General features: G+C 72.3%; 14 protein-coding genes. 4 read left to right on the top strand and 10 right to left on the bottom strand.

From position 1 onward, the window contains the following. Positions 1-329 precede the first annotated feature (329 nt). The 3 genes from ACFWI4_RS32985 to thyX all read right to left on the bottom strand — a co-directional run bounded on the left by ACFWI4_RS32985 (position 330) and on the right by thyX (position 3999). A complete protein-coding gene (locus tag ACFWI4_RS32985; protein ID WP_387203830.1) occupies positions 330-2015 on the bottom strand; it encodes a ribonuclease J in 1686 nt (561 codons plus the stop codon). 132 nt (positions 2016-2147) lie between these two features. Continuing rightward, entirely contained in the window at positions 2148-3047 is a 900-nt protein-coding gene (dapA, locus tag ACFWI4_RS32980) for a 4-hydroxy-tetrahydrodipicolinate synthase (RefSeq protein WP_385408895.1), read from the bottom strand. A 211-nt stretch (positions 3048-3258) separates the two neighbouring features. After that, on the bottom strand, positions 3259-3999 hold the full coding sequence (thyX, locus tag ACFWI4_RS32975; protein WP_385408893.1) for an FAD-dependent thymidylate synthase: 741 nt from the start codon (positions 3997-3999) through the stop codon (positions 3259-3261). Between the two features lie 279 nt (positions 4000-4278). Between thyX and ACFWI4_RS32970 the strand changes: the two genes are divergently transcribed. Beyond that, the gene (locus ACFWI4_RS32970; RefSeq protein WP_385408891.1) at positions 4279-4518 is read left to right on the top strand and encodes a hypothetical protein; all 240 of its coding nucleotides are present in this window, start codon (positions 4279-4281) and stop codon (positions 4516-4518) included. A gap of 90 nt (positions 4519-4608) precedes the next feature. Continuing rightward, the gene (locus ACFWI4_RS32965; RefSeq protein WP_387203826.1) at positions 4609-5166 is read left to right on the top strand and encodes a hypothetical protein; all 558 of its coding nucleotides are present in this window, start codon (positions 4609-4611) and stop codon (positions 5164-5166) included. A gap of 77 nt (positions 5167-5243) precedes the next feature. Here the strand turns inward: ACFWI4_RS32965 and ACFWI4_RS32960 are convergent, their stop codons facing one another. From ACFWI4_RS32960 to rpsO, 5 genes are all read right to left on the bottom strand, one after another. Continuing rightward, a complete protein-coding gene (locus ACFWI4_RS32960) occupies positions 5244-5696 on the bottom strand; it encodes a hypothetical protein (RefSeq protein WP_385408887.1) in 453 nt (150 codons plus the stop codon). 35 nt (positions 5697-5731) lie between these two features. Next, entirely contained in the window at positions 5732-6484 is a 753-nt protein-coding gene (dapB, locus tag ACFWI4_RS32955; protein WP_387203822.1) for a 4-hydroxy-tetrahydrodipicolinate reductase, read from the bottom strand. Between the two features lie 26 nt (positions 6485-6510). After that, positions 6511-7890 carry a M16 family metallopeptidase gene (locus ACFWI4_RS32950; RefSeq protein ID WP_385408883.1) on the bottom strand — a complete coding sequence of 460 codons (1380 nt, stop codon included), beginning with the start codon at positions 7888-7890 and terminating at the stop codon, positions 6511-6513. Beyond that, positions 7887-10103, bottom strand: a complete 2217-nt coding sequence (locus tag ACFWI4_RS32945) for a polyribonucleotide nucleotidyltransferase (protein ID WP_385408881.1) — start codon at positions 10101-10103, stop codon at positions 7887-7889. The genes ACFWI4_RS32950 and ACFWI4_RS32945 overlap by 4 nt, the downstream gene beginning before the upstream one ends. A 363-nt stretch (positions 10104-10466) precedes the next feature. Beyond that, positions 10467-10757: a 30S ribosomal protein S15 gene (gene rpsO, locus ACFWI4_RS32940; protein WP_148010781.1), complete on the bottom strand. Its 291-nt coding sequence runs from the start codon at positions 10755-10757 to the stop codon at positions 10467-10469. A 264-nt stretch (positions 10758-11021) separates the two neighbouring features. Here rpsO and ACFWI4_RS32935 point away from each other — a divergent pair, with 264 nt between their 5' ends. Together ACFWI4_RS32935 and ACFWI4_RS32930 are read left to right on the top strand one after the other, a co-directional pair. After that, positions 11022-11315, top strand: a complete 294-nt coding sequence (locus ACFWI4_RS32935) for a DUF397 domain-containing protein (protein ID WP_387203818.1) — start codon at positions 11022-11024, stop codon at positions 11313-11315. A 441-nt stretch (positions 11316-11756) separates the two neighbouring features. Next, positions 11757-15653 carry an SCO5717 family growth-regulating ATPase gene (locus ACFWI4_RS32930; RefSeq protein ID WP_387203815.1) on the top strand — a complete coding sequence of 1299 codons (3897 nt, stop codon included), beginning with the start codon at positions 11757-11759 and terminating at the stop codon, positions 15651-15653. Positions 15654-15743: 90 nt separating this feature from the next. On the opposite strand, the gene ACFWI4_RS32925 is transcribed toward ACFWI4_RS32930, so the two are convergent. Together ACFWI4_RS32925 and ACFWI4_RS32920 are read right to left on the bottom strand one after the other, a co-directional pair. Beyond that, a complete protein-coding gene (locus tag ACFWI4_RS32925) occupies positions 15744-16697 on the bottom strand; it encodes a bifunctional riboflavin kinase/FAD synthetase (RefSeq protein ID WP_385408842.1) in 954 nt (317 codons plus the stop codon). 135 nt (positions 16698-16832) lie between these two features. After that, a complete protein-coding gene (locus ACFWI4_RS32920) occupies positions 16833-20954 on the bottom strand; it encodes a serine protease (RefSeq protein WP_387203812.1) in 4122 nt (1373 codons plus the stop codon). Between the last annotated feature and the right edge of the window lie 134 nt (positions 20955-21088).

Below are 21088 nucleotides of genomic sequence, written 5' to 3'. Positions count from 1 at the left end.
TGAGTTCTCAAGGAACGGACGCTTCCTTTGTACTCACCCTCTCGGGCTTTCCTCCGGGCGCTTCCCTTCGGTCTTGCGTTTCCGACTCTATCAGATCTTTCAGGACCAGATTTCCTCGGCGCTTTCCAGGTAATCCGCTTTCGCGTTTCCCTTTCCGGCGGTTCCGACTTTATCAGATTCTCTGAGTCGGAATTCCCGCCCCGTTCGGGGACCGGCTCCGAGGCACGAGGCTTCGGGGTTCCCGTTCAGGCGGAGACGTAAACGTACTGGAGCGGGGCGCCCCGATGCAAATCGAGGCGCCCCGCTCCTGGTCATGGCCTGATGGAAGGTCAGACCTCGACGACGACCGGCAGGATCATCGGGCGCCGGCGGTAGGTGTCAGACACCCACTTGCCCAGCGTGCGGCGGATGAGCTGCTGCAGCTGGTGGGGCTCGACCACACCGTCCTGGGCCGAACGCTCAAGCACCTCGGTGATCTTCGGGATGACGTCGGCGAAGACCGCGTCGTCGATGCCGGAGCCGCGTGCCTGCACGTGCGGACCGCCCGTGAGCTTCCCGGTGCTGGCGTCCATCACCACGAAGACCGAGATGATGCCCTCGTCGCCGAGGATCTTGCGGTCCTTCAGCGCGGGCTCACCGACGTCACCGACCGAGAGACCGTCGACGTAGACGTAGCCGGCCTGGACCTTGCCGGAGATCTTCGCCTTGCCCTCGACGAGGTCGACGACGACGCCGTCCTCGGCGATCACGATCCGGTCGTGCGGGACACCGGTCAGGGCACCCAGCTCGGCGTTGGCCCGCAGGTGGCGCCACTCGCCGTGGACCGGCATCAGGTTCCGCGGCTTGCAGATGTTGTAGAAGTACAGCAGCTCGCCCGCGGAGGCGTGACCGGAGACGTGCACCTTGGCGTTGCCCTTGTGGACGACCTTGGCGCCCCAGCGGGTCAGGCCGTTGATCACGCGGTAGACCGCGTTCTCGTTGCCCGGGATCAGCGAGGACGCCAGGATCACCGTGTCGCCCTGGACGATCCGGATCTGGTGGTCGCGGTTCGCCATCCGGGACAGGGCCGCCATCGGCTCGCCCTGGGACCCCGTACAGACGAGGACGACCTCGTGGTCCGGAAGGTCGTCGAGCGTCTTCACGTCGACGACCAGGCCCGGCGGAACCTTCAGATAGCCGAGGTCACGCGCGATGCCCATGTTGCGGACCATCGAACGGCCGACGAAGGCGACCCTGCGGCCGTACTCGTGGGCCGTGTCGAGGATCTGCTGGATGCGGTGCACATGGCTGGCGAAGCTCGCCACGATGATCCGCTTGCTGGCGCCGGCGAAGACCTGGCGCAGCACGTTCTGGATGTCGCGCTCGGGCGGGACGAAGCCCGGGACCTCGGCGTTCGTGGAGTCCGAGAGGAGGAGGTCGATGCCTTCCTCGCTCAGCCGGGCGAACGCGTGCAGGTCGGTGAGCCGGCCGTCCAGCGGGAGCTGGTCCATCTTGAAGTCGCCGGTGTGGACGACCATGCCCGCGGGGGTGCGGATGGCGACCGCGAGGGCGTCCGGGATGGAGTGGTTGACCGCGACGAACTCGCAGTCGAACGGGCCGACGCGCTCACGGTGGCCCTCGGCCACTTCGAGCGTGTACGGCCGGATGCGGTGCTCCTGGAGCTTGGCCTCGATGAGCGCGAGGGTCAGCTTGGAGCCGATCAGGGGGATGTCCGGCTTCTCGCGGAGCAGGAACGGGACGCCGCCGATGTGGTCCTCGTGGCCGTGCGTGAGCACGATGCCCTCGATGTCGTCGAGGCGGTCCCTGATGGACGTGAAGTCCGGCAGGATCAGGTCGATTCCGGGCTGCTCCTCCTCGGGGAAGAGCACTCCGCAGTCGACGATCAGCAGGCGGCCTCCGTACTCGAAGACCGTCATGTTGCGGCCGATCTCGCCGAGGCCGCCGAGCGGGGTGACCCGCAGGCCGCCCTTCGGGAGGGCCGGCGGTGCGCCGAGTTCAGGATGCGGATGACTCAAAAGACTCTCCTCACCACGCACGCCACGTACCTCGCAAGGCACGTGGCGTGCGTGACGTTCGTGCAGTAGCTGTTGTGTGGGGTGCAGGCCCAGGGCCTGCGGATCATGCGTATTCAGTTGTGAAGTCTGTGATCAGAGCTCTACCCCGCCGGCGCCAAGATCGATCTTGAGCTGGCTGGTCTCCTCGGGCGACAGTTCGACCATCGGGGCGCGGAGCGGACCGGCGGGCAGGCCCTGGAGGGCGAGCGCGGCCTTGGTCGTCATGACGCCCTGGGTGCGGAACATGCCGGTGAAGACGGGGAGCAGCTTCTGGTGGATCTCGGTGGCCTTCTGGACGTCCCCCGAGAGGTACGCGTCGAGCATCGCGCGCAGTTCCGGGGTGACGACGTGGCCGACCACGGAGACGAAGCCCACCGCGCCGACGGACAGCAGCGGCAGGTTCAGCATGTCGTCCCCGGAGTACCAGGCGAGGCCGGAGCGGGCGATGGCCCAGCTGGCCCGGCCGAGGTCCCCCTTGGCGTCCTTGTTGGCGACGATACGCGGGTGCTCGGCGAGCCGCACCAGGGTTTCGGTGTTGATGGGGACGCCGCTGCGGCCGGGGATGTCGTAGAGCATGACCGGCAGTTCGGTCGCGTCGGCGATGGCCGAGAAGTGGCGGTACAGGCCCTCTTGCGGGGGCTTGTTGTAGTACGGCGTGACGGTGAGCAGGCCGTGTGCGCCGGCGCGCTCGGCGTCGTGGGCGAGCTCGATGCTGTGGCGGGTGTCGTTCGTGCCCACGCCGGCGACGACGTGGGCGCGGTCGCCCACCGCCTCCAGAACGGCGCGCACGAGCTCCGATTTCTCCGCGTTGCTGGTGGTCGGGGACTCACCGGTGGTGCCGTTGATGATCAGGCCGTCGTTGCCTGCGTCCACCAGGTGGGTCGCGAGCCGCTGAGCGCCGTCGAGGTCGAGTCCGCCGTCCGCCGTGAAGGGCGTGACCATGGCGGTGAGGACCCGCCCGAAGGGGGTCTGCGGAGTGGAGGTCGGAGCCATGGGTAATACGCTACTCGCTGCTCACCGCGCGGTCTGCCCTCGGGGGCCACGACAAAGCATGACAAAGGTGGAACCCGGCACTGCCTGCTCGGGGGTTCAAGCAGTGCCGGGTCCGTTTGATCAGGCTAGATGAACTTCGCGAAATGCCGCAATACGGACACTTCGCTCGGCTGATCCGTACATCTGTGCCGGACCGGTGCGCAGTGGCGTGTTACGGCGCCACGCGCCCGTTGGCGTTGTAGGCCGCGTGTGTGAGAGGCATGAGCCGGGCCCACTCCGCCTCCATCTTCTCGGCGACCATCTCGATCTCCCGCTGCGGGAACGACGGCACCTTGGCGAGCTCGTGCTGGGTGCGCAGTCCGAGGAAGTGCATCAGCGAACGGGCGTTGCAGGTGGCGTACATCGAGGAGAAGAGACCGACCGGAAGGGTGGCCCGGGCGACCTCGCGGGCGACTCCGGCCGCCAGCATCTCCTGGTAGGCCGCGTAGGACTGCCGGTAGGAGTCCTCCATGGCCGCGGTGACCGTCCGGTGCTGCTCCGCGGTGCCCTGGACGAACTCGTACTTGCCGGGACGCCCCTGCTGGACCAGCTTGCGGTCCTCGCCGGGAACGTAGAAGACCGGCTCCAGCTCCCTGTAGCGGCCCGACTCCTCGTTGTACGACCAGCCCACGCGGTGCCGCATGAACTCACGGAAGACGAAGATCGGGGCGCTGACGAAGAAGGTCATCGAGTTGTGCTCGAAGGGGCTGCCGTGGCGGTCCCGCATCAGGTAGTTGATCAGACCCTTGGAGCGCTCCGGGTCCTTCTGGAGCTCCTCCAGCGACTGCTCGCCTGCGGTGGAGACACGGGCGGCGAACAGCACGTCGGCGTCGGAGGCCGTGTGCTTGATCAGCTCGACGGTGACATCGCTGCGGAAGAAGAGCTTGAAGTCGTCGGCCGGGTTGTCGGTCACGGTGCGGAGGGTCCTTCCCATCACTGGCTCGGGCGGCGACCACTCTACGGCGCGGCGTCCGGCCGGTGTCCCCAACCGGGCGTTCGGTGCGGGCCTCGACATTCGTCGGCGAACTTCTGCGAATTCGGTGATTCCGGGCACCTCTTGTAACGTTCGCCCGTCTGTATGAGTGAGAGTGATGCGTTCGAGCGGTTCGCGTCGCTTGTCATCGGATCACCCCGGACGTCCGGATCACCGGGCCGCGCGCCCGGCAGGCCCCCCAGAGGAGAAGCACCGCCCATGAGCCGTCGGCGCGAGCCCGTCCCGTTCGCCTTCACCGCCGAAGCCGACCAGTTCCGCAGCAATGTCGCTCCCCCGCCCCGCGAGCGGTCCTCCGCCGGGCAGATAGCCGGCCGGTGGCTCTTCGGCCTCACCCTGATGGCGGGGCTCGCCGGAGCCCTGGTCCTCGGAATGCCCGCCCTGTCACAAGATGGGTCACCTGCTCAGACGCAGCATTCCGTGGCGTCGGACGGCCGCTGACCCTTCCGGCCCCCCAAGGGTGGTGAGCACACAACCGGCTCGATAACCTCACCGGGCACAGCCCGTGCGTGGATCGAGTGAGGATCAGTCGTGCCCCTGCCCTTTCTGACGGCGGACCGCGCCTTTGACGAGGCGGCCGAGGATGTCGCGCTGCCCTTCGACGACCGCGACCGCTGGCGGCGCCCCTACCGGCCCGGCCCCTGGCGTGTGGGCGCGGCCGCGCTCGTCCTGCTGCTCGCCTCGTACGTGCTCGTCGCGGCCGTGATCATCGCCGTCGCCGGGACCCTGTCCGGCGCCGCCGTCTGCATGGCCGCCGCGACGGTCGTCATCCTGTGCGCGCTGCGCCTGTTGCGCATGGGCGTGTGGGTCAGTGCCCGGGGTGTGCGCCAGGTGGGCTTCTTCGTCACCCGGACGACGCCGTGGAAGCGGGTCGTGGCGGTGCGCACGGCACAGCAGCCGGTGCGCTGGCTCGGGCTGCCGCGCACGGTGCAGGGCCAGGCCCTGACGCTGGTGACCGCGGACCGCGCGCCCGGGGACGTACCCCCGCTGCTGACCACCCACAACGCCGACTTCCTGGCACGTGCCGAGGCCTTCGACCGGGCGGCGGACGTCATCGAGGTGTGGGCGGACGAGTACCGCCGGGCCTGAGACGGCACGGAGAGACATCACGGCGAAGGGGCCGGTCCGCACGAGGTGCGGGCCGGCCCCTTCGCCGTACGGCCTGATCAGGCTTCCAGGGTCCTGCCTTCGTGGAGGGCGATGGCCCGTTGCATGGCCTTGCGGGCGCGCGGGGTGTCCCGGGCGTCGTGGTAGGCGACCGCGAGGCGGAACCAGTTGCGCCAGTCGTCCGGGGCGTCCTCGGTCTCGGCCCTGCGACGGGCGAAGACCTCGTCGGCCGAGTCGCGGTCGATACGGCCGCCCTCGGTGCGCCGCAGCTCGTCCACGGGCAGTCCGCCCTCGGAGTCGAGCACGGCGGCGAGCTTGTTGGCCTTCCGGACGAACTGGGTGTTCTGCCAGAGGAACCAGATGCCGATGACCGGCAGGATGAGCACCGCGACACCGAAGGTGACGGTGAGCAGGGTGCCGTTCTGGATGAGCAGCACCCCCCGGCTGCCGACCAGGACGAAATAGACGACCAGGACGGCGGCCGTGATGGCATAGGTGATCTTCGCGCGCATGTCTGCCGGCTAACTGTCGTACGTACGTCCCCGGCTCAGCCGAGGTCGAGGAAGTGTTCCAGGCCGAAGGTGAGGCCCGGGGTGGTCACCACGCGGCGGACGCCGAGCAGGATGCCCGGCATGAAGCTGCTGTGGTGGAGGGAGTCGTGGCGGACGGTCAGGGTCTCGCCCTCGCCGCCGAGCAGGACCTCCTGGTGGGCCAGGAGGCCGCGCAGCCGGATGGCGTGCACCGGGACGCCGTCGACGTCGGCGCCGCGGGCGCCGTCCAGGGCGGTGACCGTGGCGTCCGGGGCCGGGGCGGTACCGGCCGCGCGGCGGGCCTCGGCGATGAGCTGGGCCGTGCGCGTGGCGGTGCCGCTCGGCGCGTCCACCTTGTTCGGGTGGTGGAGCTCGACGACCTCCACCGACTCGAAGTACGGCGCGGCGATCTGCGCGAACTTCATCGTCAGCACGGCGCCGATGGAGAAGTTGGGCGCGATGAGCACGCCCGTGTCCGGGGAGGCGGCGAGCGAGGTGCCGAGCTGCGCGAGGCGCTCATCGGTCCAGCCGGTGGTGCCGACCACGGCGTGGATGCCGTGCCGGACGCAGAAGTCGAGGTTGCCCATCACCGAGGCCGGGGTGGTCAGTTCGACCACGGCCTCGGTGCCGGCCTCGACCAGCGTCTCCAGCTTGTCGCCGCGGCCCAGCGCGGCCACCAGCTCCATGTCCTCGGCGGCCTCGACGGCTCGTACCGCCTCGGCTCCGATCCGGCCCTTGGCACCGAGGACCGCCACGCGCAGCTTGCTCATTGCTTCGTTCCTTACCGAGACGGGATTTACGCGACCGCGTCGTGCAGCCGGGACGCCTGCTTGTCCTTGACCGGGCCGATGACCGCCAGCGAGGGCCGCTGTCCCAGGACGTCCCGGGCGACGGAGCGGACCTCGTCGGGCGTGACCGACGCTATCCGGGCGAGCATGTCGTCGACCGACATCTGCTCGCCCCAGCACAGCTCACTCTTGCCGATCCGGTTCATCAACGCGCCGGTGTCCTCCAGGCCGAGGACCGTGGAGCCCTGGAGCTGGCCGATGGCGCGCCCGATCTCGTCGTCCGAGAGGCCGTTCTCGGCGACCTGGTCGAGCTCGTCGCGGCAGAGCTTGAGGACGTCGTGGACCTGGCTCGGGCGGCAGCCCGCGTAGACGCCGAAGAGGCCGCAGTCGGCGAAGCCCGAGGTGTACGAGTACACGCTGTAGGCCAGGCCGCGCTTCTCGCGGACCTCCTGGAACAGGCGCGAGGACATGCCGCCGCCGAGGGCGGTGTTCAGGACGCCGAGGGCCCAGCGGCGGTCGTCGGTGCGGGCCAGGCCGGGCATGCCGAGGACGACGTGGGCCTGCTCGGTCTTGCGGCCGAGGAGTTCGACACGGCCCGCGGTGCGGATCGTGCGCAGGCCGTCGCGCGGGGCGATGGGAGCGGCCGTCGCGTTCTTGAAGGCGCCGGCCTTCTCGAAGGCGGCGCGGACCTGGCGTACGACCTTGTTGTGGTCGACGTTGCCCGCGCAGGCGACGACGAGGTGCGTCGGGTCGTAGTGCTTCTTGTAGAAGCGGCGGATGCGGTCCGCGGTGAGGGCGTTGACGGTGTTGACGGTGCCGAGGACCGGGCGGCCGAGGGGGGTGTCGCCGAGCATGGTGTGCGCGAACAGGTCGTGCACGCAGTCGCCCGGGTCGTCCTCGGTCATCGCGATCTCTTCGAGGATGGCTCCGCGTTCGACGTTGACGTCGTCCTCGAGGATGAGCGAGCCGGTCAGCATGTCGCAGACCACGTCGATGGCCAGCGGCAGGTCGGTGTCGAGCACGCGTGCGTAGTAGCACGTGTACTCCTTGGCCGTGAACGCGTTCATCTCGCCGCCGACCGCGTCGATCGCCGAGGAGATGTCCAGCGCGGACCTGCGGCCGGTGCCCTTGAAGAGCAGGTGCTCCAGGTAGTGCGTGGCGCCGTTCAGGGACGGCGTCTCGTCGCGGGAGCCCACGTGCGCCCAGATGCCGAAGGTGGCGGAGCGCACGGAGGGAAGCGTCTCGGTGACGATGCGCAGCCCGCCGGGCAGGGTGGTCTTGCGGACCGTTCCGATACCGTTCGCGCCCTTGATGAGGGTTTGGGTACGGGCGACGGCCCGCGCCTCCGGAGAGGTGCGGGCCGTCGTCGTGGAGCTACTCGACGTCACTGGTCGGTGTCGTCCTTCTTGTCGTCGTCGCCTTCGCCCTCGACCACGGGGATCAGGGAGAGCTTGCCGCGGGAGTCGATCTCGGCGATCTCGACCTGGACCTTGGAGCCCACGCCGAGGACGTCCTCGACGTTCTCCACGCGCTTGCCGCCGGCGAGCTTGCGGATCTGCGAGATGTGCAGCAGTCCGTCCTTGCCCGGGAGCAGCGACACGAACGCGCCGAACGTCGTCGTCTTCACGACGGTGCCCAGGTAGCGCTCGCCGACCTCCGGCATGGTCGGGTTGGCGATCGAGTTGATCGTGGCGCGCGCGGCCTCGGCCTGCGAACCCTGGGCGGCACCGATGTAGATGGTGCCGTCGTCCTCGATCGTGATGTCGGCGCCGGTGTCCTCCTGGATCTGGTTGATCATCTTGCCCTTGGGGCCGATGACCTCACCGATCTTGTCCACGGGGATCTTGACGGTGATGATCCGCGGGGCGTTCGGGGACATCTCGTCCGGCGTGTCGATCGCTTCCATCATCACGTCGAGGATGTGGAGGCGGGCGTCGCGGGCCTGCTTGAGGGCCGCGGCCAGGACGGAGGCCGGGATGCCGTCCAGCTTGGTGTCGAGCTGGAGGGCGGTCACGAACTCCTTGGTGCCGGCGACCTTGAAGTCCATGTCGCCGAAGGCGTCCTCCGCACCGAGGATGTCGGTGAGGGCGACGTAGTGCGTCTGGCCGTCGATCTCCTGGGAGATGAGACCCATGGCGATGCCCGCGACGGCGGCCTTCAGCGGCACACCGGCGTTGAGCAGCGACATCGTGGAGGCGCAGACCGAGCCCATGGACGTCGAGCCGTTGGAGCCGAGGGCCTCGGACACCTGACGGATCGCGTAGGGGAACTCCTCGCGGGTCGGCAGGACCGGCACGATCGCGCGCTCGGCGAGCGCGCCGTGGCCGATCTCGCGGCGCTTCGGGGAGCCGACGCGGCCCGTCTCACCGACGGAGTACGGCGGGAAGTTGTAGTTGTGCATGTAGCGCTTGCGGGTCACCGGGGAGAGGGTGTCCAGCTGCTGCTCCATGCGGAGCATGTTGAGGGTGGTGACGCCCAGGATCTGGGTCTCGCCACGCTCGAACAGCGCCGAGCCGTGCACGCGCGGGATGGCCTCGACCTCGGCGGCCAGCGTACGGATGTCCGTGACGCCACGGCCGTCGATGCGGACCTTGTCCTTGATGACGCGCTCGCGGACCAGCTTCTTGGTCAGCGCGCGGTACGCGGCGGAGATCTCCTTCTCGCGGCCCTCGAACTGCGGGAGCAGCTTCTCGGCGGCGATCTCCTTGACGCGGTCCAGCTCGGCCTCGCGGTCCTGCTTGCCGGCGATGGTGAGCGCCTGGGCGAGCTCGCTGCGGACCGCGGCGGTCAGGGCCTCGAAGACGTCGTCCTGGTAGTCCAGGAAGATCGGGAACTCGCCGGTCGGCTTGGCGGCCTTGGCGGCGAGGTCCGACTGCGCCTTGCAGAGGACCTTGATGAAGGGCTTCGCGGCGTCGAGACCGGCGGCCACGACCTCCTCGGTCGGCGCCTCGGCGCCGCCCTGGACGAGCGTGATGGTCTTCTCGGTGGCCTCGGCCTCGACCATCATGATCGCGACGTCGCCGTCCTCCAGGACGCGACCGGCGACGACCATGTCGAAGACGGCGTCCTCGAGCTCGGTGTGCGTCGGGAACGCGACCCACTGGCCGTTGATCAGCGCGACGCGGACGCCGCCGACCGGGCCGGAGAAGGGCAGACCGGCCAGCTGGGTGGACGCGGAGGCGGCGTTGATCGCCACGACGTCGTACAGGTGGTCGGGGTTGAGCGCCATGATCGTCGCGACGACCTGGATCTCGTTGCGGAGGCCCTTCTTGAAGGACGGACGCAGCGGGCGGTCGATCAGACGGCAGGTGAGGATCGCGTCCTCGGAGGGGCGGCCCTCACGGCGGAAGAAGCTGCCGGGGATCTTGCCCGCGGCGTACATCCGCTCCTCGACGTCCACCGTCAGGGGGAAGAAGTCGAGCTGGTCCTTGGGCTTCTTGGAAGCGGTGGTGGCCGACAGCACCATGGTGTCGTCGTCCAGGTACGCGACGGCGGAGCCGGCGGCCTGCTTGGCCAGGCGGCCCGTCTCGAAGCGGATGGTGCGGGTGCCGAAGGAACCGTTGTCGATAACGGCCTCGGCGTAGTGGGTCTCGTTCTCCACTAGCGTTTTCTCCTCGTCTTCGTCCCGTCCTGCCCGTGTGGCAGGGGGACGGTGGCGGAGAAGCGCTCCTTCTGGTGCGGGCCGGTCTTCGATCGAAGCACCCGGGGCTCTGACGCCCGGGGGCCACTACCGAGGACCGGCGGCGATGAGGCGCGCTTCTCCTCGTTCGTTGTCGTGCAGATGCCCTACCCGGTGGGTGGGGCATCGTCACGCTGTGTTCGTCCGTGCTGTTTCCTGCGTATTGCGTTGTGCTACCACACTACAAAGCGTCGGTGACACTCCGCACGTAGAGAGCGCCCTCGGCAGCACATACAGCAAAAGGAGCGGCCCCCAGGATGTGGGAACCGCTCCCTTCACGGCGTCTTACTTGGCGCCGCCGGCCGCACCGCGGCGGATGCCCAGGCGGTCGACCAGCGCACGGAAGCGCTGGATGTCCTTCTTGGCCAGGTACTGAAGCAGGCGGCGACGCTGGCCGACCAGGATCAGAAGACCACGGCGGGAGTGGTGGTCGTGCTTGTGGGTCTTGAGGTGCTCGGTCAGGTCCGAGATGCGGCGCGAGAGCATGGCGACCTGGACCTCGGGGGAGCCGGTGTCGCCCTCCTTCTGACCGAACTCGCTGATGATCTGCTTCTTCGTAGCGGCGTCGAGCGGCACGCTTACTCCTCGTAGTCTCATGTCTGCCACCGAGTGCCCCTGGTCCACATCTCAGGGGAGCTTCCGTAACTCGGGAGGCGGGGATCCGCTGGGCGCGGCCTCCAGAGCAGCGCTCCGGGGGTGCGTACACAAACGGCCGTTTCACAGGGTACCAGCCTGGCCGGATACGCCTGCCCGGGTCGCCGAACCCCACCGGACGGCACGGACCGGGCCACTAGGGTGACGGAACAGCTCATTCGTACGTGGGGAAGGGGCCGGCGGAACATGGCCGACGAAGCGGGGAACGACGCCAGGGCGCGCAAGGAGCGGGAGAAGGACGAGCTCTACGCCCTCGACATCTCGGGCGCCGAATGGCAGAGCGCGCCGGGCACCGAGCAGCACGAGGAGCGGGTCGAGATCGCCCATCTGCCCGGGGGCGCGGTGGCCATGCGGTCGTCGCTCGACCCGGGGACGGTCCTGCGGTACACGGAGGCGGAGTGGCGCGCGTTCGTGCTCGGCGCCCGGGACGGCGAGTTCGACCTGGAGCCCGCTCCCCACGCGGGCGGTCCGGCGGAGTAGGCCGCCCTCGGGAACCCTGGGGCCGGCACGGAGACCTTCCGTGGCGGCCCTTTCGTCTGCCCCGCTCCGCCGCCCCTGCCCGGCCGCACCTCGCCGTCCGGTGCGCGCCCGTACGGCAAGTGGCCTTCCGGGTGGCGTTGTTTGTCCGCTTTCGAGGTCAATAGTGAGCGTGCGTACGCCACTTCTGGGCAGGGTGTGCCGTAACGGGCTCTCACGGTGGGGTGGACAGGCCTGCCCCGTGAACAGTCATGGTGATTAGGCTGGGACAGGCGCGACGCCTGAACCCGTGGACGGGGGGCGCGCGTTATCCGGGGAGCCGGTCAATTCGGGCGGCCTCGGACGGACTTCGGGCGGCCTCGGTCGTCCGTGAACGTCAACGGACGACAAGCAGACGGTCGAACCGGCTCGGCTCGAGGGTGCTCGACCACACCAGGAGGAATTGTGAACAGCGATCGGGGCGGGATCCGCGGGGGCTGGGCCACGCCCGGCGATGACCAGTCCGACGCCGAGTCCGCCGTCGAGACGACGGGCGAGTTCACCATCGACTACGCGCCGCCCGCCTGGTACACGCAGAACGCCTCGGACGGTTCCGGGCATCCGGGCGACGCGGGGGACGCGGAGGCGTCGAAGGGCTCGGACGACCCGGACGACCCGGAGGAGGCCGGCGGCCCGAGCGCGTACGAGGGTGTCTCCGGCGCGGTTACCGGTGGCCCCGACTCCGGGAACGGCGATCTGGAGAGCGGCGCGACGATGCGGTTCTCCGCCGTCGCGCTTCAGCGCGAGTTCGCGGAACGGGTGTCCTCCGAGGACGGCGGGACCGGGGTCACGGGCGCGCCCGTGACCGGGTCCGGCGGCGGGGAGGACGCGGGGGCCGGGAGCGTGGCGGGCGCCGTCGAGGTCGAGAGCGACGGCTCCGGTGACGACCGGGGCGACCGTGGCCCGATGCTGGGCGAGGACCCGGCCGAGGCGCCCGGGGCGACGGTGGCCGTGGAGGGAGCACCTGGCACGCCCGCACCTGTGGCGGAAGCGCCCGGTGCGACGGAGGCCGTGGCGGAGGAGCCCGATGCGCCCGTGACCGGGACGGAGGCGCCCGGTGCGACGGAGGCCGTGGCGGAGGAGCCCGGCACGCCCGTGGCCGGGACGGAAGCGCCCCACGCGCCCGTGACCGTGACGGAAGCGCCCGGCACGCCCGTGGCCGTGGCGGAAACGCCCGGCACGCCCGTGACTGTGGAGGACGCGCACGGCACGCCGGTGACCGTGGAGGACGCGCATGGCGGGCCCGTGACTGTTGCCGAGGCACCGGGCGCGCCCGTGGCCGTGACGGACGCGGTGGCTGTGGCGGAAGCCGCGCCCGCGCCCGTGGCGCAGGCCGTGGCCGCGCCGGAGGCCGTGGCTGTCGCGGAGGGCGCGCCCGTCGCCGTGGTCCGGCCGGAACAAGTGGAACCCTCCGATCAGTCGGCGCACGCCGAGCCCCTCACCGTGGTCCGGCCGGAGCAGGCGGAACGGCCCGGGCAGTCGGCGGACGCCGAGCCCGTCGCCGCTCTCGCGCCCGCCCCCGCGCCCGTCGTCGATCCCGCGCTCGCCTACCAGTCCCTTGAGGCGGCCTCCCAGTCCCAGCGCGCGGGCGTGGCCGACGTACCGATGGCGGAGCGAGGCGCCCCGGCCGGTGACGCCGTCGCCGCCGCGGGCCCCGAGTCCGGCCAGGAACCGGGCTCCGCCGTGGTCGCCGACGCCGTGGAGCCGAGCTCCGTGGACGACGGGGCCGCCGTGGTCGCCGACGCCCAGGACGCCGATGGCTTCCGGATCCAGGACGCCGCCCCGCAGGACGCCGCCCCTCAGGACTCCGTTCCCCGGGCCCCGGAACCCCTCGCCGACGAGCCCCAGGACGCGGTACCCGTCGTACGGCCGGAGGAGCCCGTGGGTGTGCAGGACGCGCCCCCCGCCTGGGCTCCGCCGCCGCTGCCCCAGGGCGGGCTGCCTCCGTTGCCGCCCGCCTACCAGCCCGCGGCCCCCACGTCGGCCCCCCAGTGGCCCGCCGGCGCGGAGCCCGCGCCGGACGCCCGGAGCAGGGTGCCGGACCAGGTGTCGATGCCTCAGCAGCCGCCCGCGGCACCGGCGCCGGGAGCTCCCTTCCAGCCTCCGGCCGCCCAGTCCCCCGCACCCGGCGAGCCGTTCCGGCCCGCCGCTCCCGTGCCTGCCCCCGGCCAGCCGTTCCAGCCCCCGGCGCAGGTCCCCGCACCCGGCCGACCCTTCCAGCCCGCCGCTCCCGCGCCCGGTCAGCCGTTCCAGCCCCTGGCACAGCAGCCCGTTCCGTCGGCGTGGTCGGCGCCCGCCGCTCCCGGTCCCGTGAGTGCGCCCCACGAGCCCGCGCCCGCGCGGCCGGCCGGATTCGACAGCGCCGTGCCGGCTCCCCCGCAGGCCCAGCCCCCGGTACCGCCGGCACCCGCACCCGAGGTGCCCGCCCAGGCCGCCCCGCACGGGAGTTACGGATTCCCCCAGCCCGGCGCCCAGGCCCCGGTGTCCGCCCCGCAGGGCAGCTACGGCTTCCCGCAGCCCGGCGCAGCCGCGCCGGCACCGGCCCCCGCTCCCGCTCCGGCTCCGGCTCCGGCGCCCGCCCAGACTCCCCAGCCCACCCCGGCCCCCGGGTACGGCTTCCCGCAGAACGCCCCCGCCGCCGCTCCGGAGCAGCAGGTCCCCGTCCAGCCCGCCCCCGGGTACGGGTTCCCGCAGCCCGGCGCCACGCCCCAGGACCGGCAGGCCGCCCCGCCGGCTCCCGGGTACGGGTTCCCGCAGCCCCAGCCCCAGCCGCAGAGCCCGCAGCAGCACCCGCAGCCCCCGCAGCAGCCCGGCCCGCCGCCCGTGGAACCGCTGGTGCAGCCCGCCGCCCCCGTCGACCCGCGGACCGGTACCGCCTGGCCCCAGCCCGTGCAGCACGACCAGCGGCAGCCGGTCAATCCGGGTGCGGCCCCGCTCGGGTACACCGCGGCGGTGGAGCTGTCGTCCGACCGGCTGCTCAACAACAAGCGGCAGAAGGCCAAGAGCGGTCGTCCCACCGCCGCGCCCTCCCGCTTCAAGCTCGGCGGCAAGAAGGAGGAGGCGGAGCGGCAGCGCAAGCTGGAGCTGATCCGGACGCCGGTGCTCTCCTGCTACCGGATCGCCGTCATCAGCCTCAAGGGCGGTGTCGGCAAGACGACCACGACCACCGCGCTCGGCTCCACGCTCGCCACCGAACGCCAGGACAAGATCCTCGCCATCGACGCCAACCCGGACGCCGGTACCCTCGGCCGCCGTGTGCGGCGCGAGACGGGTGCCACCATCCGTGACCTCGTCCAGGCGATCCCGTTCATCAACTCGTACATGGACATCAGGCGGTTCACCTCCCAGGCGCCCTCCGGGCTGGAGATCATCGCCAACGACGTCGACCCGGCCGTGTCGACGGCCTTCAACGACGAGGACTACCGGCGCGCGATCGACGTCCTGGGCAAGCAGTACCCGATCATCCTGACCGACTCCGGCACGGGTCTGCTGTACAGCGCGATGCGCGGGGTGCTCGACCTGGCCGACCAGCTCATCATCATCTCGACGCCGTCGGTGGACGGGGCGAGCAGCGCCAGTACGACGCTGGACTGGCTGTCGGCGCACGGGTACGCGGATCTCGTCGCGCGGTCCATCACCGTCATCTCCGGAGTCCGCGAGACCGGCAAGATGATCAAGGTGGACGACATCGTCAGCCACTTCGAGACGCGCTGCCGCGGTGTCGTGACCGTGCCGTTCGACGAGCACCTGGCCGCGGGTGCCGAGGTCGATCTCGACATGATGCGGCCCAAGGTGCGCGAGGCGTACTTCAACCTGTCCGCGCTGGTCGCCGAGGACTTCGCGCGGCATCAGCAGTCGCACGGGCTGTGGACCAACGACGGCAACCCGCCGCCGGTGGCCGCGCCGCCGATGCCTGGCCAGTACATCCCCGGTCAGCAGGTCCCCGGGCAGTACGCTCCCGGCCAGCAGGCCCCAGGGCAGCACACCCCCGGACACCAGACCCCCGGCCAGTACGTTCCCGGTCAGCAGGTTCCGGGTCCGCCCGCGCCCGGTCAGGCCCCGCAGCAGCAGCCGCAGCAGCCCATCCCCGAACCGCTGTACGGGCAGCCCGGGCACCCCTACCCGCAGACGCAGCCCCAGGCGCCGGGACAGGGATACCCGCAACCGCCGCAGCCGGGGCAGCAGTTCGAAGCCGGTCAGCCCGGTCAGCCCTATCCGCCGTACCAGGGCCAGACCCCGCCGCCTCCGGCACCGCAGGCACCTCAGGCACCTCAGGCACCTCAGGCACCTCCGCAGCAGTAGCAGTAGCCGCGGCCGGCCCCTCGCAGGGAGCCGGGACGCGCGAAGGCCCGCACCGTTCACGGACGGTGCGGGCCTTCGCGCGTGCGGACGCTACTGCCCGGCGTACGCCTCGATCAGTTCGCGCGAGCGCTTCACGTCGTCGCCGATCGCCACGAGCAGGGCCTCGATCGAGTCGAACCTGGCCTGTCCGCGGACGAACGCCAGGAAGTCGACGGCGACGTGCAGGCCGTAGAGGTCGAGGCCGACGCGGTCGATGGCGTACGCCTCCACCGTGCGCTCGGTGCCGTCGAACTGCGGGTTCGTGCCCACGGAGATGGCGGCCGGCATGACCTCGCCCTGGGCGTGCAGCCAGCCGGCGTAGACGCCGTCGGCGGGGATCGCGGTGTGCGGGAGGGTCTCGACGTTCGCCGTGGGGAAACCGAGTTCACGGCCGCGCTGGGCTCCGCGGACGACGACGCCCTCGACGCGGTGCGGCCGGCCGAGGATCTCGCGGGCGCCCTCGACGTCACCCTCGGCGACGAGCCGCCGCGTGAGGGTCGAGGAGAACGGCTCGCCGCCGCCGGCCTCTCCCGACACGAACAGGTCGACGACCTCGACCTCGAAGTCGTACGTCTCCCCCTGCTCGCGCAGGAAGTCGACGTTGCCCGCGGCCTTGTGGCCGAAGCGGAAGTTGGGGCCCTCGACGACCGCCTTGGCGTGCAGCTTGTCGACCAGCACCTTGACGACGAAGTCGGCCGGCGACAGCTTCGAGAACTCGGTGGTGAACGGCAGGATGAGCAGGGCGTCGACGCCGAGTTCGGCCATCAGTTCGGCGCGGCGGTGGTGCGGGGCGAGCAGCGGGGGGTGGCTGCCGGGGCGGACCACCTCGCTGGGGTGCGGGTCGAAGGTGACCACGACGGAGGGGACGCCCCGTTCACGGGCGCGGTCCACGGCATGCCGGATGATCAGCTGGTGTCCGCGGTGCACCCCGTCGTAGGAACCGATGGTGACGACGCTGCGCCCCCAGTCCTCGGGGATGTCCTCCAAGCCACGCCAGCGCTGCACTGTGACCGCTCCTTGTCGAACCCGTGTCCGTGATTGCCTTATTCGCAGCTCTAAGGGTGCCATGCCGTGCGCTCCCGGCTTGCATCGGCATCGGGCTGTGACCGATCAGTCAGCGCCACGGCGCACGGGCGTGGTTCAGACGGGAGCCCTCGCCCCGGTCAGGCTCTCGATGGTGTGGCGGGTGCCGGGGCCGACCAGGCCGGACCAGGTCCGGGGGTCGCCCGTCACCCAGCCGGCCACCAGGACGGCGAACCCCGGGACGCGCCGGGCCAGGTCGGTCAGGCCGCGGTCGAAGGCGGTGGCCCCGGCCGGTGTGCGGACGAGGAGGAGTCCGACGCGGTGCACGAGTTCGCGCGTGGCGGCCTCTCCCCTGCGGCCGAGGCCGTCGGCGGCGGCCCTCAGCACGGTGTCGAGGACGACCGGATCGCGCTCGTGGGCCAGCAGCAGATCGAGCAGTTCGCGCCGCAACGGGGCCGACGCCGGTTCGCCCGGGGTCGCGAGGACCTGCGCGAGCGCGCCGCGCACCGACCGGCCGCAGGTCTCCAGCAGGGCGCCGACCAGGTGGAACAGCACCTCGTGCGAGGCGTTCGCGTGGTCGATGCGCCGGTCGACGTCCGCGGCCGTGCAGGCGGCGGCCGCGGGGCACGCCTCCACGGTCTCCCGGACCAGGGCGGCGACGGGGCGGGCCAGCGCGGGTGTGGTGACGTCGGCGAGGGCGCGCAGCAGTTCGGCGGTGTCGGGGCCGACCCGTAGCAGGCGGTCGCGGAACGCGGCGAGCACGGGCTCAGGATCGGTGGTGAGCGCGGCGGCGAGCGCGCCCGGCGGCAGCCGGGGATCGGCGGCCGCGAAGCGTTCGAGCGCCTGCGGCAGGGAGCGGCCGCGCGTGAGCGGATCCCGTACGAGGATGCCGAGCGCCGCGCCGTGCAGGGCGCGGTCCGCCGGGCGGGCGAGCACGGCGAGGGCGGCCCCGCGCAGCAGTTCCCGGTCGGCCGGGGTGGGCGCGAACGGTGCCGCCCGCAGGCCGTGGGCGACCGCCGCCGCGCGGCGCGCCGGCCGTTCGTCGTGGGCCCACCGGTCGACCGCCCGGCACACGGCCGAGGGCTCCTCCTCGGCGAGCACGGCCAGCAGTTCGTCGCCCCGCGGGTGCGCGGCGGCCGTCAGCGCCTCGGCCAGGTCGTCCGGGGCGCGCCGCCGGTGCGCGTACAGCAGTGCCTGGGCGGCCGTCGCCACGGTCGCGTTCGGTGTGGCGGGCAGGGGCCGCTCGTCGTCGAACCAGCGGGTGAGGTGACGGTGTACGGCGATGGGGTCGGCGGCGAGGAGACGGGAGACGGTGTCGAGGTGGCGCGGGGCGGCGGGGGTCCCGCCCGGGCACGGAGGCTCGGCGGCCGGGGCGCGGCGGGGGTCGGCCACCACCAGGCGCCGGAGCAGATCGAAGCGTTCCGTGTCCGGGACGGGCAGCGCGACCCAGAAAGCGGGGCCGAACTCCTCCGGGACGGCCCGGCCCCGCTGCCGCCATGCCACGATCCGCTCGGTGAGGAGCCGCAGCGCACCGGTGTACGGGGTGGCGTCGGGCACGCGGAGCAGGGCGGTGGTCAGCAGGCGGGTGGCCCACCAGAGGGAGTCCGCCCGCGGCGAAGGGGAGGCCGGACGGGCGCCGGGCGTCGGGCCGTGCGGGGCGGTGTCCCGGTCCGGCGCCTCGGGGAGCAGTTCGTCGACCGCGTGGACGAGGTCCTCCAGGCGGAGGGCCGGTTCGGCGGTGTCCTGGTGACGGGCCGACAGGAGCAGGGCCTCGACGACGGGGCCGATCCTGTGGCGGGGCACGGGAACGGGGTCTGCGCCGGGGTCGGAACCGAGCCGGGAGCCCGTACCGGCACCGGCACCCGTACCCGTACCCGTACCCGTTACGGAGCTGCTCCCCGGGCCGGGACCTGTGCCCGTCACGATGGCGGAACCCGTCCCTGAGCCGCCTCCGACCGCGTCCCCGGAACCCGTGCCGATCGAGGTCGCAGAGCCCGTACCCGCGCCGGAACGGCTGCCGGTCCCGGAACCGCCGCGGCTCCGGGAGCCCGTGCCGATGCCTGGACCCGGGCCTGGGCCGATGTCTGTGCCGGTCCCGGAGTCGCAGCCCCTGCCGGACCCCAGGCCGGACCCCGAGCCGGCACCTCGTCGCGCTGTAGCTCGGTCACGGGCTCGACCTCGGGCTCGGTGGACCAGGCTGTCGAGCGCCGCGGTCAGGTCGAGGTGGGAGCCCTGGATCCAGTCGGCGAGTTCCTCGTGGGCGAAGCGGTAGCCGTCGCCCGCGGGGACCAGGAGGCCTTCGGTGAGGACGGCGGACGCCCAGCCGGTGATGCCCGCGAGCCGTCCCCGGGCGGGCCCCCAGGGGAACACGCTCTCGAAGGAGGCCCGGTCCAGACGGCCCTGCCCTGGGCCCAGACAGCGCCGCGCCGCTTCGTGGACCTGGCCGGAGACCCGGGCCGCGAGCCGTCGCACGGCGGTGCCGCGCAGCCCGTTCGCGTCGGCGAGCCGGACCGCGACGCGCAGGCACATCAGGTCGAGGTGGGCGGCGAACACGTCGTCGCGGTCCAGCGGTCCGGCCCCCGGTGCCGTGGCGGACCGCGGCGGCGGGTCGACGGGCGCGGCCAGCACCTCGGAGAGCAGCCGGAGCACCAGCGGACGGTTGGCGTCGCCCGGGGCGAGAACGCCCTCCGGGATCCCGCCTCCCGACCGCGCCCGCCGCCCCTCATCCTCGCTCAGCTCCCCGAGCGGGACACAGGGAGGCAGGGCTCCGCCCGGGGCCGGGACGGTCCGGCCGTCCGGGTCCGGTGCCCACGGGTCGGCCGGACCCGGCGCCGGGCGGTGCAGCAGGTCCGCGGGGAATTCCGCGCCCGCCGCTTCCCAGTGCTCGGGGCGGCAGGCGATCACCAGGCGGGCGCCGGTCTCCGTCAGCCACGCGGCCGTCGCCCCGGTCCAGTCGGGGAGCCGGTGGGCCAGTTCGGGGGGCATCTCCTCCGGGCTGTCCAGGAGGAGCAGGAGGGGACGGCCTGCGGCGTCGGCCGGGCCGGCGAGACGGTCCGGGGCGATGTCGCCGAGTTCACCGTCGTAGCCCTCGGGCGGCAGGACGCTCGCCGCGGCCCGGGACCGCCGGGCGGCGCCGGACTCGCCGGGATCGCGCCGGGACGCGGCCACGATCCGCCCGGCGCGCTCCAGTGCGCGCGTGGCGGCGTCCGCGACCGAGGTGTCGTCGGCGCGGAGGTCGGCGCCGCGCAGCCACAGGGTGGGGGCCGGTGCGCGGCCCCAGAGACGGCGGGCGGCGAGGGCGGCGAGTTCCGTCGTACGGCCGCTGCCGGGCGGGCCGACGAGCCCGAGGACGAGGGCCCGGCCGTTCCCGAAGGACGCCAACTCCCGCGCAACGTCGTCCCGTTCGACGATTCCGGGGTACGGGCCGGCGGTCCCGGACGCGACCGGCGGGCGGGGTCCGTCCGAGCCGACCGAGGTCGCCGTGAGTTCGAGGGCGGCGGCGAGGTTCAGATCGTCGCCGTACGCGGGCACGGTGGCCGTGTTGCGGGCCAGCAGTTCGGCGAGCGGTCCCGCGGCGGCGCGCAGGGGGACGGCGAGGCCGGGTGCGCGCTGGACCGCCGGGGTGTCCCCGGAAGGGGTGCGGGCGACCAGGGTGGTGCAGACGACCGCCACGACCGCGCCGGTCCTGGCGTCGAGGACCGGTCCGCCGGACGCTCCGCCGCCCGGCCTGAGCGCGTCCGCGCCCGCCGTTCCGATCGCCAACTCCAGTGCGCCGTCCAGGAGATGGGTGCGGCCGTCGGCCGTGTACGTCACGGCGGAGGAGTCCAGCACCCGCGCCTCGCGCCAGCCGCCCGCGGCGAGTCTGACGTACGTGCCGGTCGCGACGCGGTCCCGCACGGTGACGGGGAGCGGGACCAGGCCGAGCCCCTCGGTGTGCACCAGGGCCAGACCGAGGCCGGGCAGGGGGGTGACGGCGTCGGGGCCCAGCACGCGGGCGCGGCCCCCGGGGGCGTGCAGGACGAGCCCGTCCAGGCCCTCGACGGCCTCGTGGCTGGTGACGACCGTGCCGTCGTGGTCGGCGGCGAAACCCGTGCCGCGGGGACGGCCGGCCAGGTCGCAGAGGCGTACGAGGGCGTCGTCCCCCGTCCGCACGGCTCCGTCGGCCGTGTCGTCGTACCCCGTTCCCCCGGATCCGCCCGCCGTCCCTGCGAAACCGGTCCGCGGGCCTCGCCCCGCCATACCCGAACCTCCCCGCCGCGCTCCTGCGTCCGACGGTAGGGGCGAGTTGATCAGCGGGACAGATCGTGCGGGAAACGCGCCCCCGTCTACTCCCCCGGTTCACTCCGAGCGCCCGCCCGATGGGGTGAATACGG

Source organism: Streptomyces sp. NPDC127038 (genome assembly GCF_042725875.1).
Classification (GTDB): Bacteria; Actinomycetota; Actinomycetes; order Streptomycetales; family Streptomycetaceae; genus Streptomyces.
This window is presented reverse-complemented; position numbering and strand designations above follow the sequence as displayed.

Excerpts from the sequence above, each read along its gene's own strand:
- dapB (WP_387203822.1), bottom strand. The coding sequence starts at position 6,484 with ATGAGCAAGCTGCGCGTGGCGGTCCTCGGTGCCAAGGGCCGGATCGGA.
- ACFWI4_RS32960 (WP_385408887.1), bottom strand. The coding sequence starts at position 5,696 with ATGCGCGCGAAGATCACCTATGCCATCACGGCCGCCGTCCTGGTCGTC.
- dapA (WP_385408895.1), bottom strand. The coding sequence starts at position 3,047 with ATGGCTCCGACCTCCACTCCGCAGACCCCCTTCGGGCGGGTCCTCACC.
- ACFWI4_RS32970 (WP_385408891.1), top strand. The coding sequence starts at position 4,279 with ATGAGCCGTCGGCGCGAGCCCGTCCCGTTCGCCTTCACCGCCGAAGCC.
- ACFWI4_RS32920 (WP_387203812.1), bottom strand. The coding sequence starts at position 20,954 with ATGGCGGGGCGAGGCCCGCGGACCGGTTTCGCAGGGACGGCGGGCGGA.
- ACFWI4_RS32935 (WP_387203818.1), top strand. The coding sequence starts at position 11,022 with ATGGCCGACGAAGCGGGGAACGACGCCAGGGCGCGCAAGGAGCGGGAG.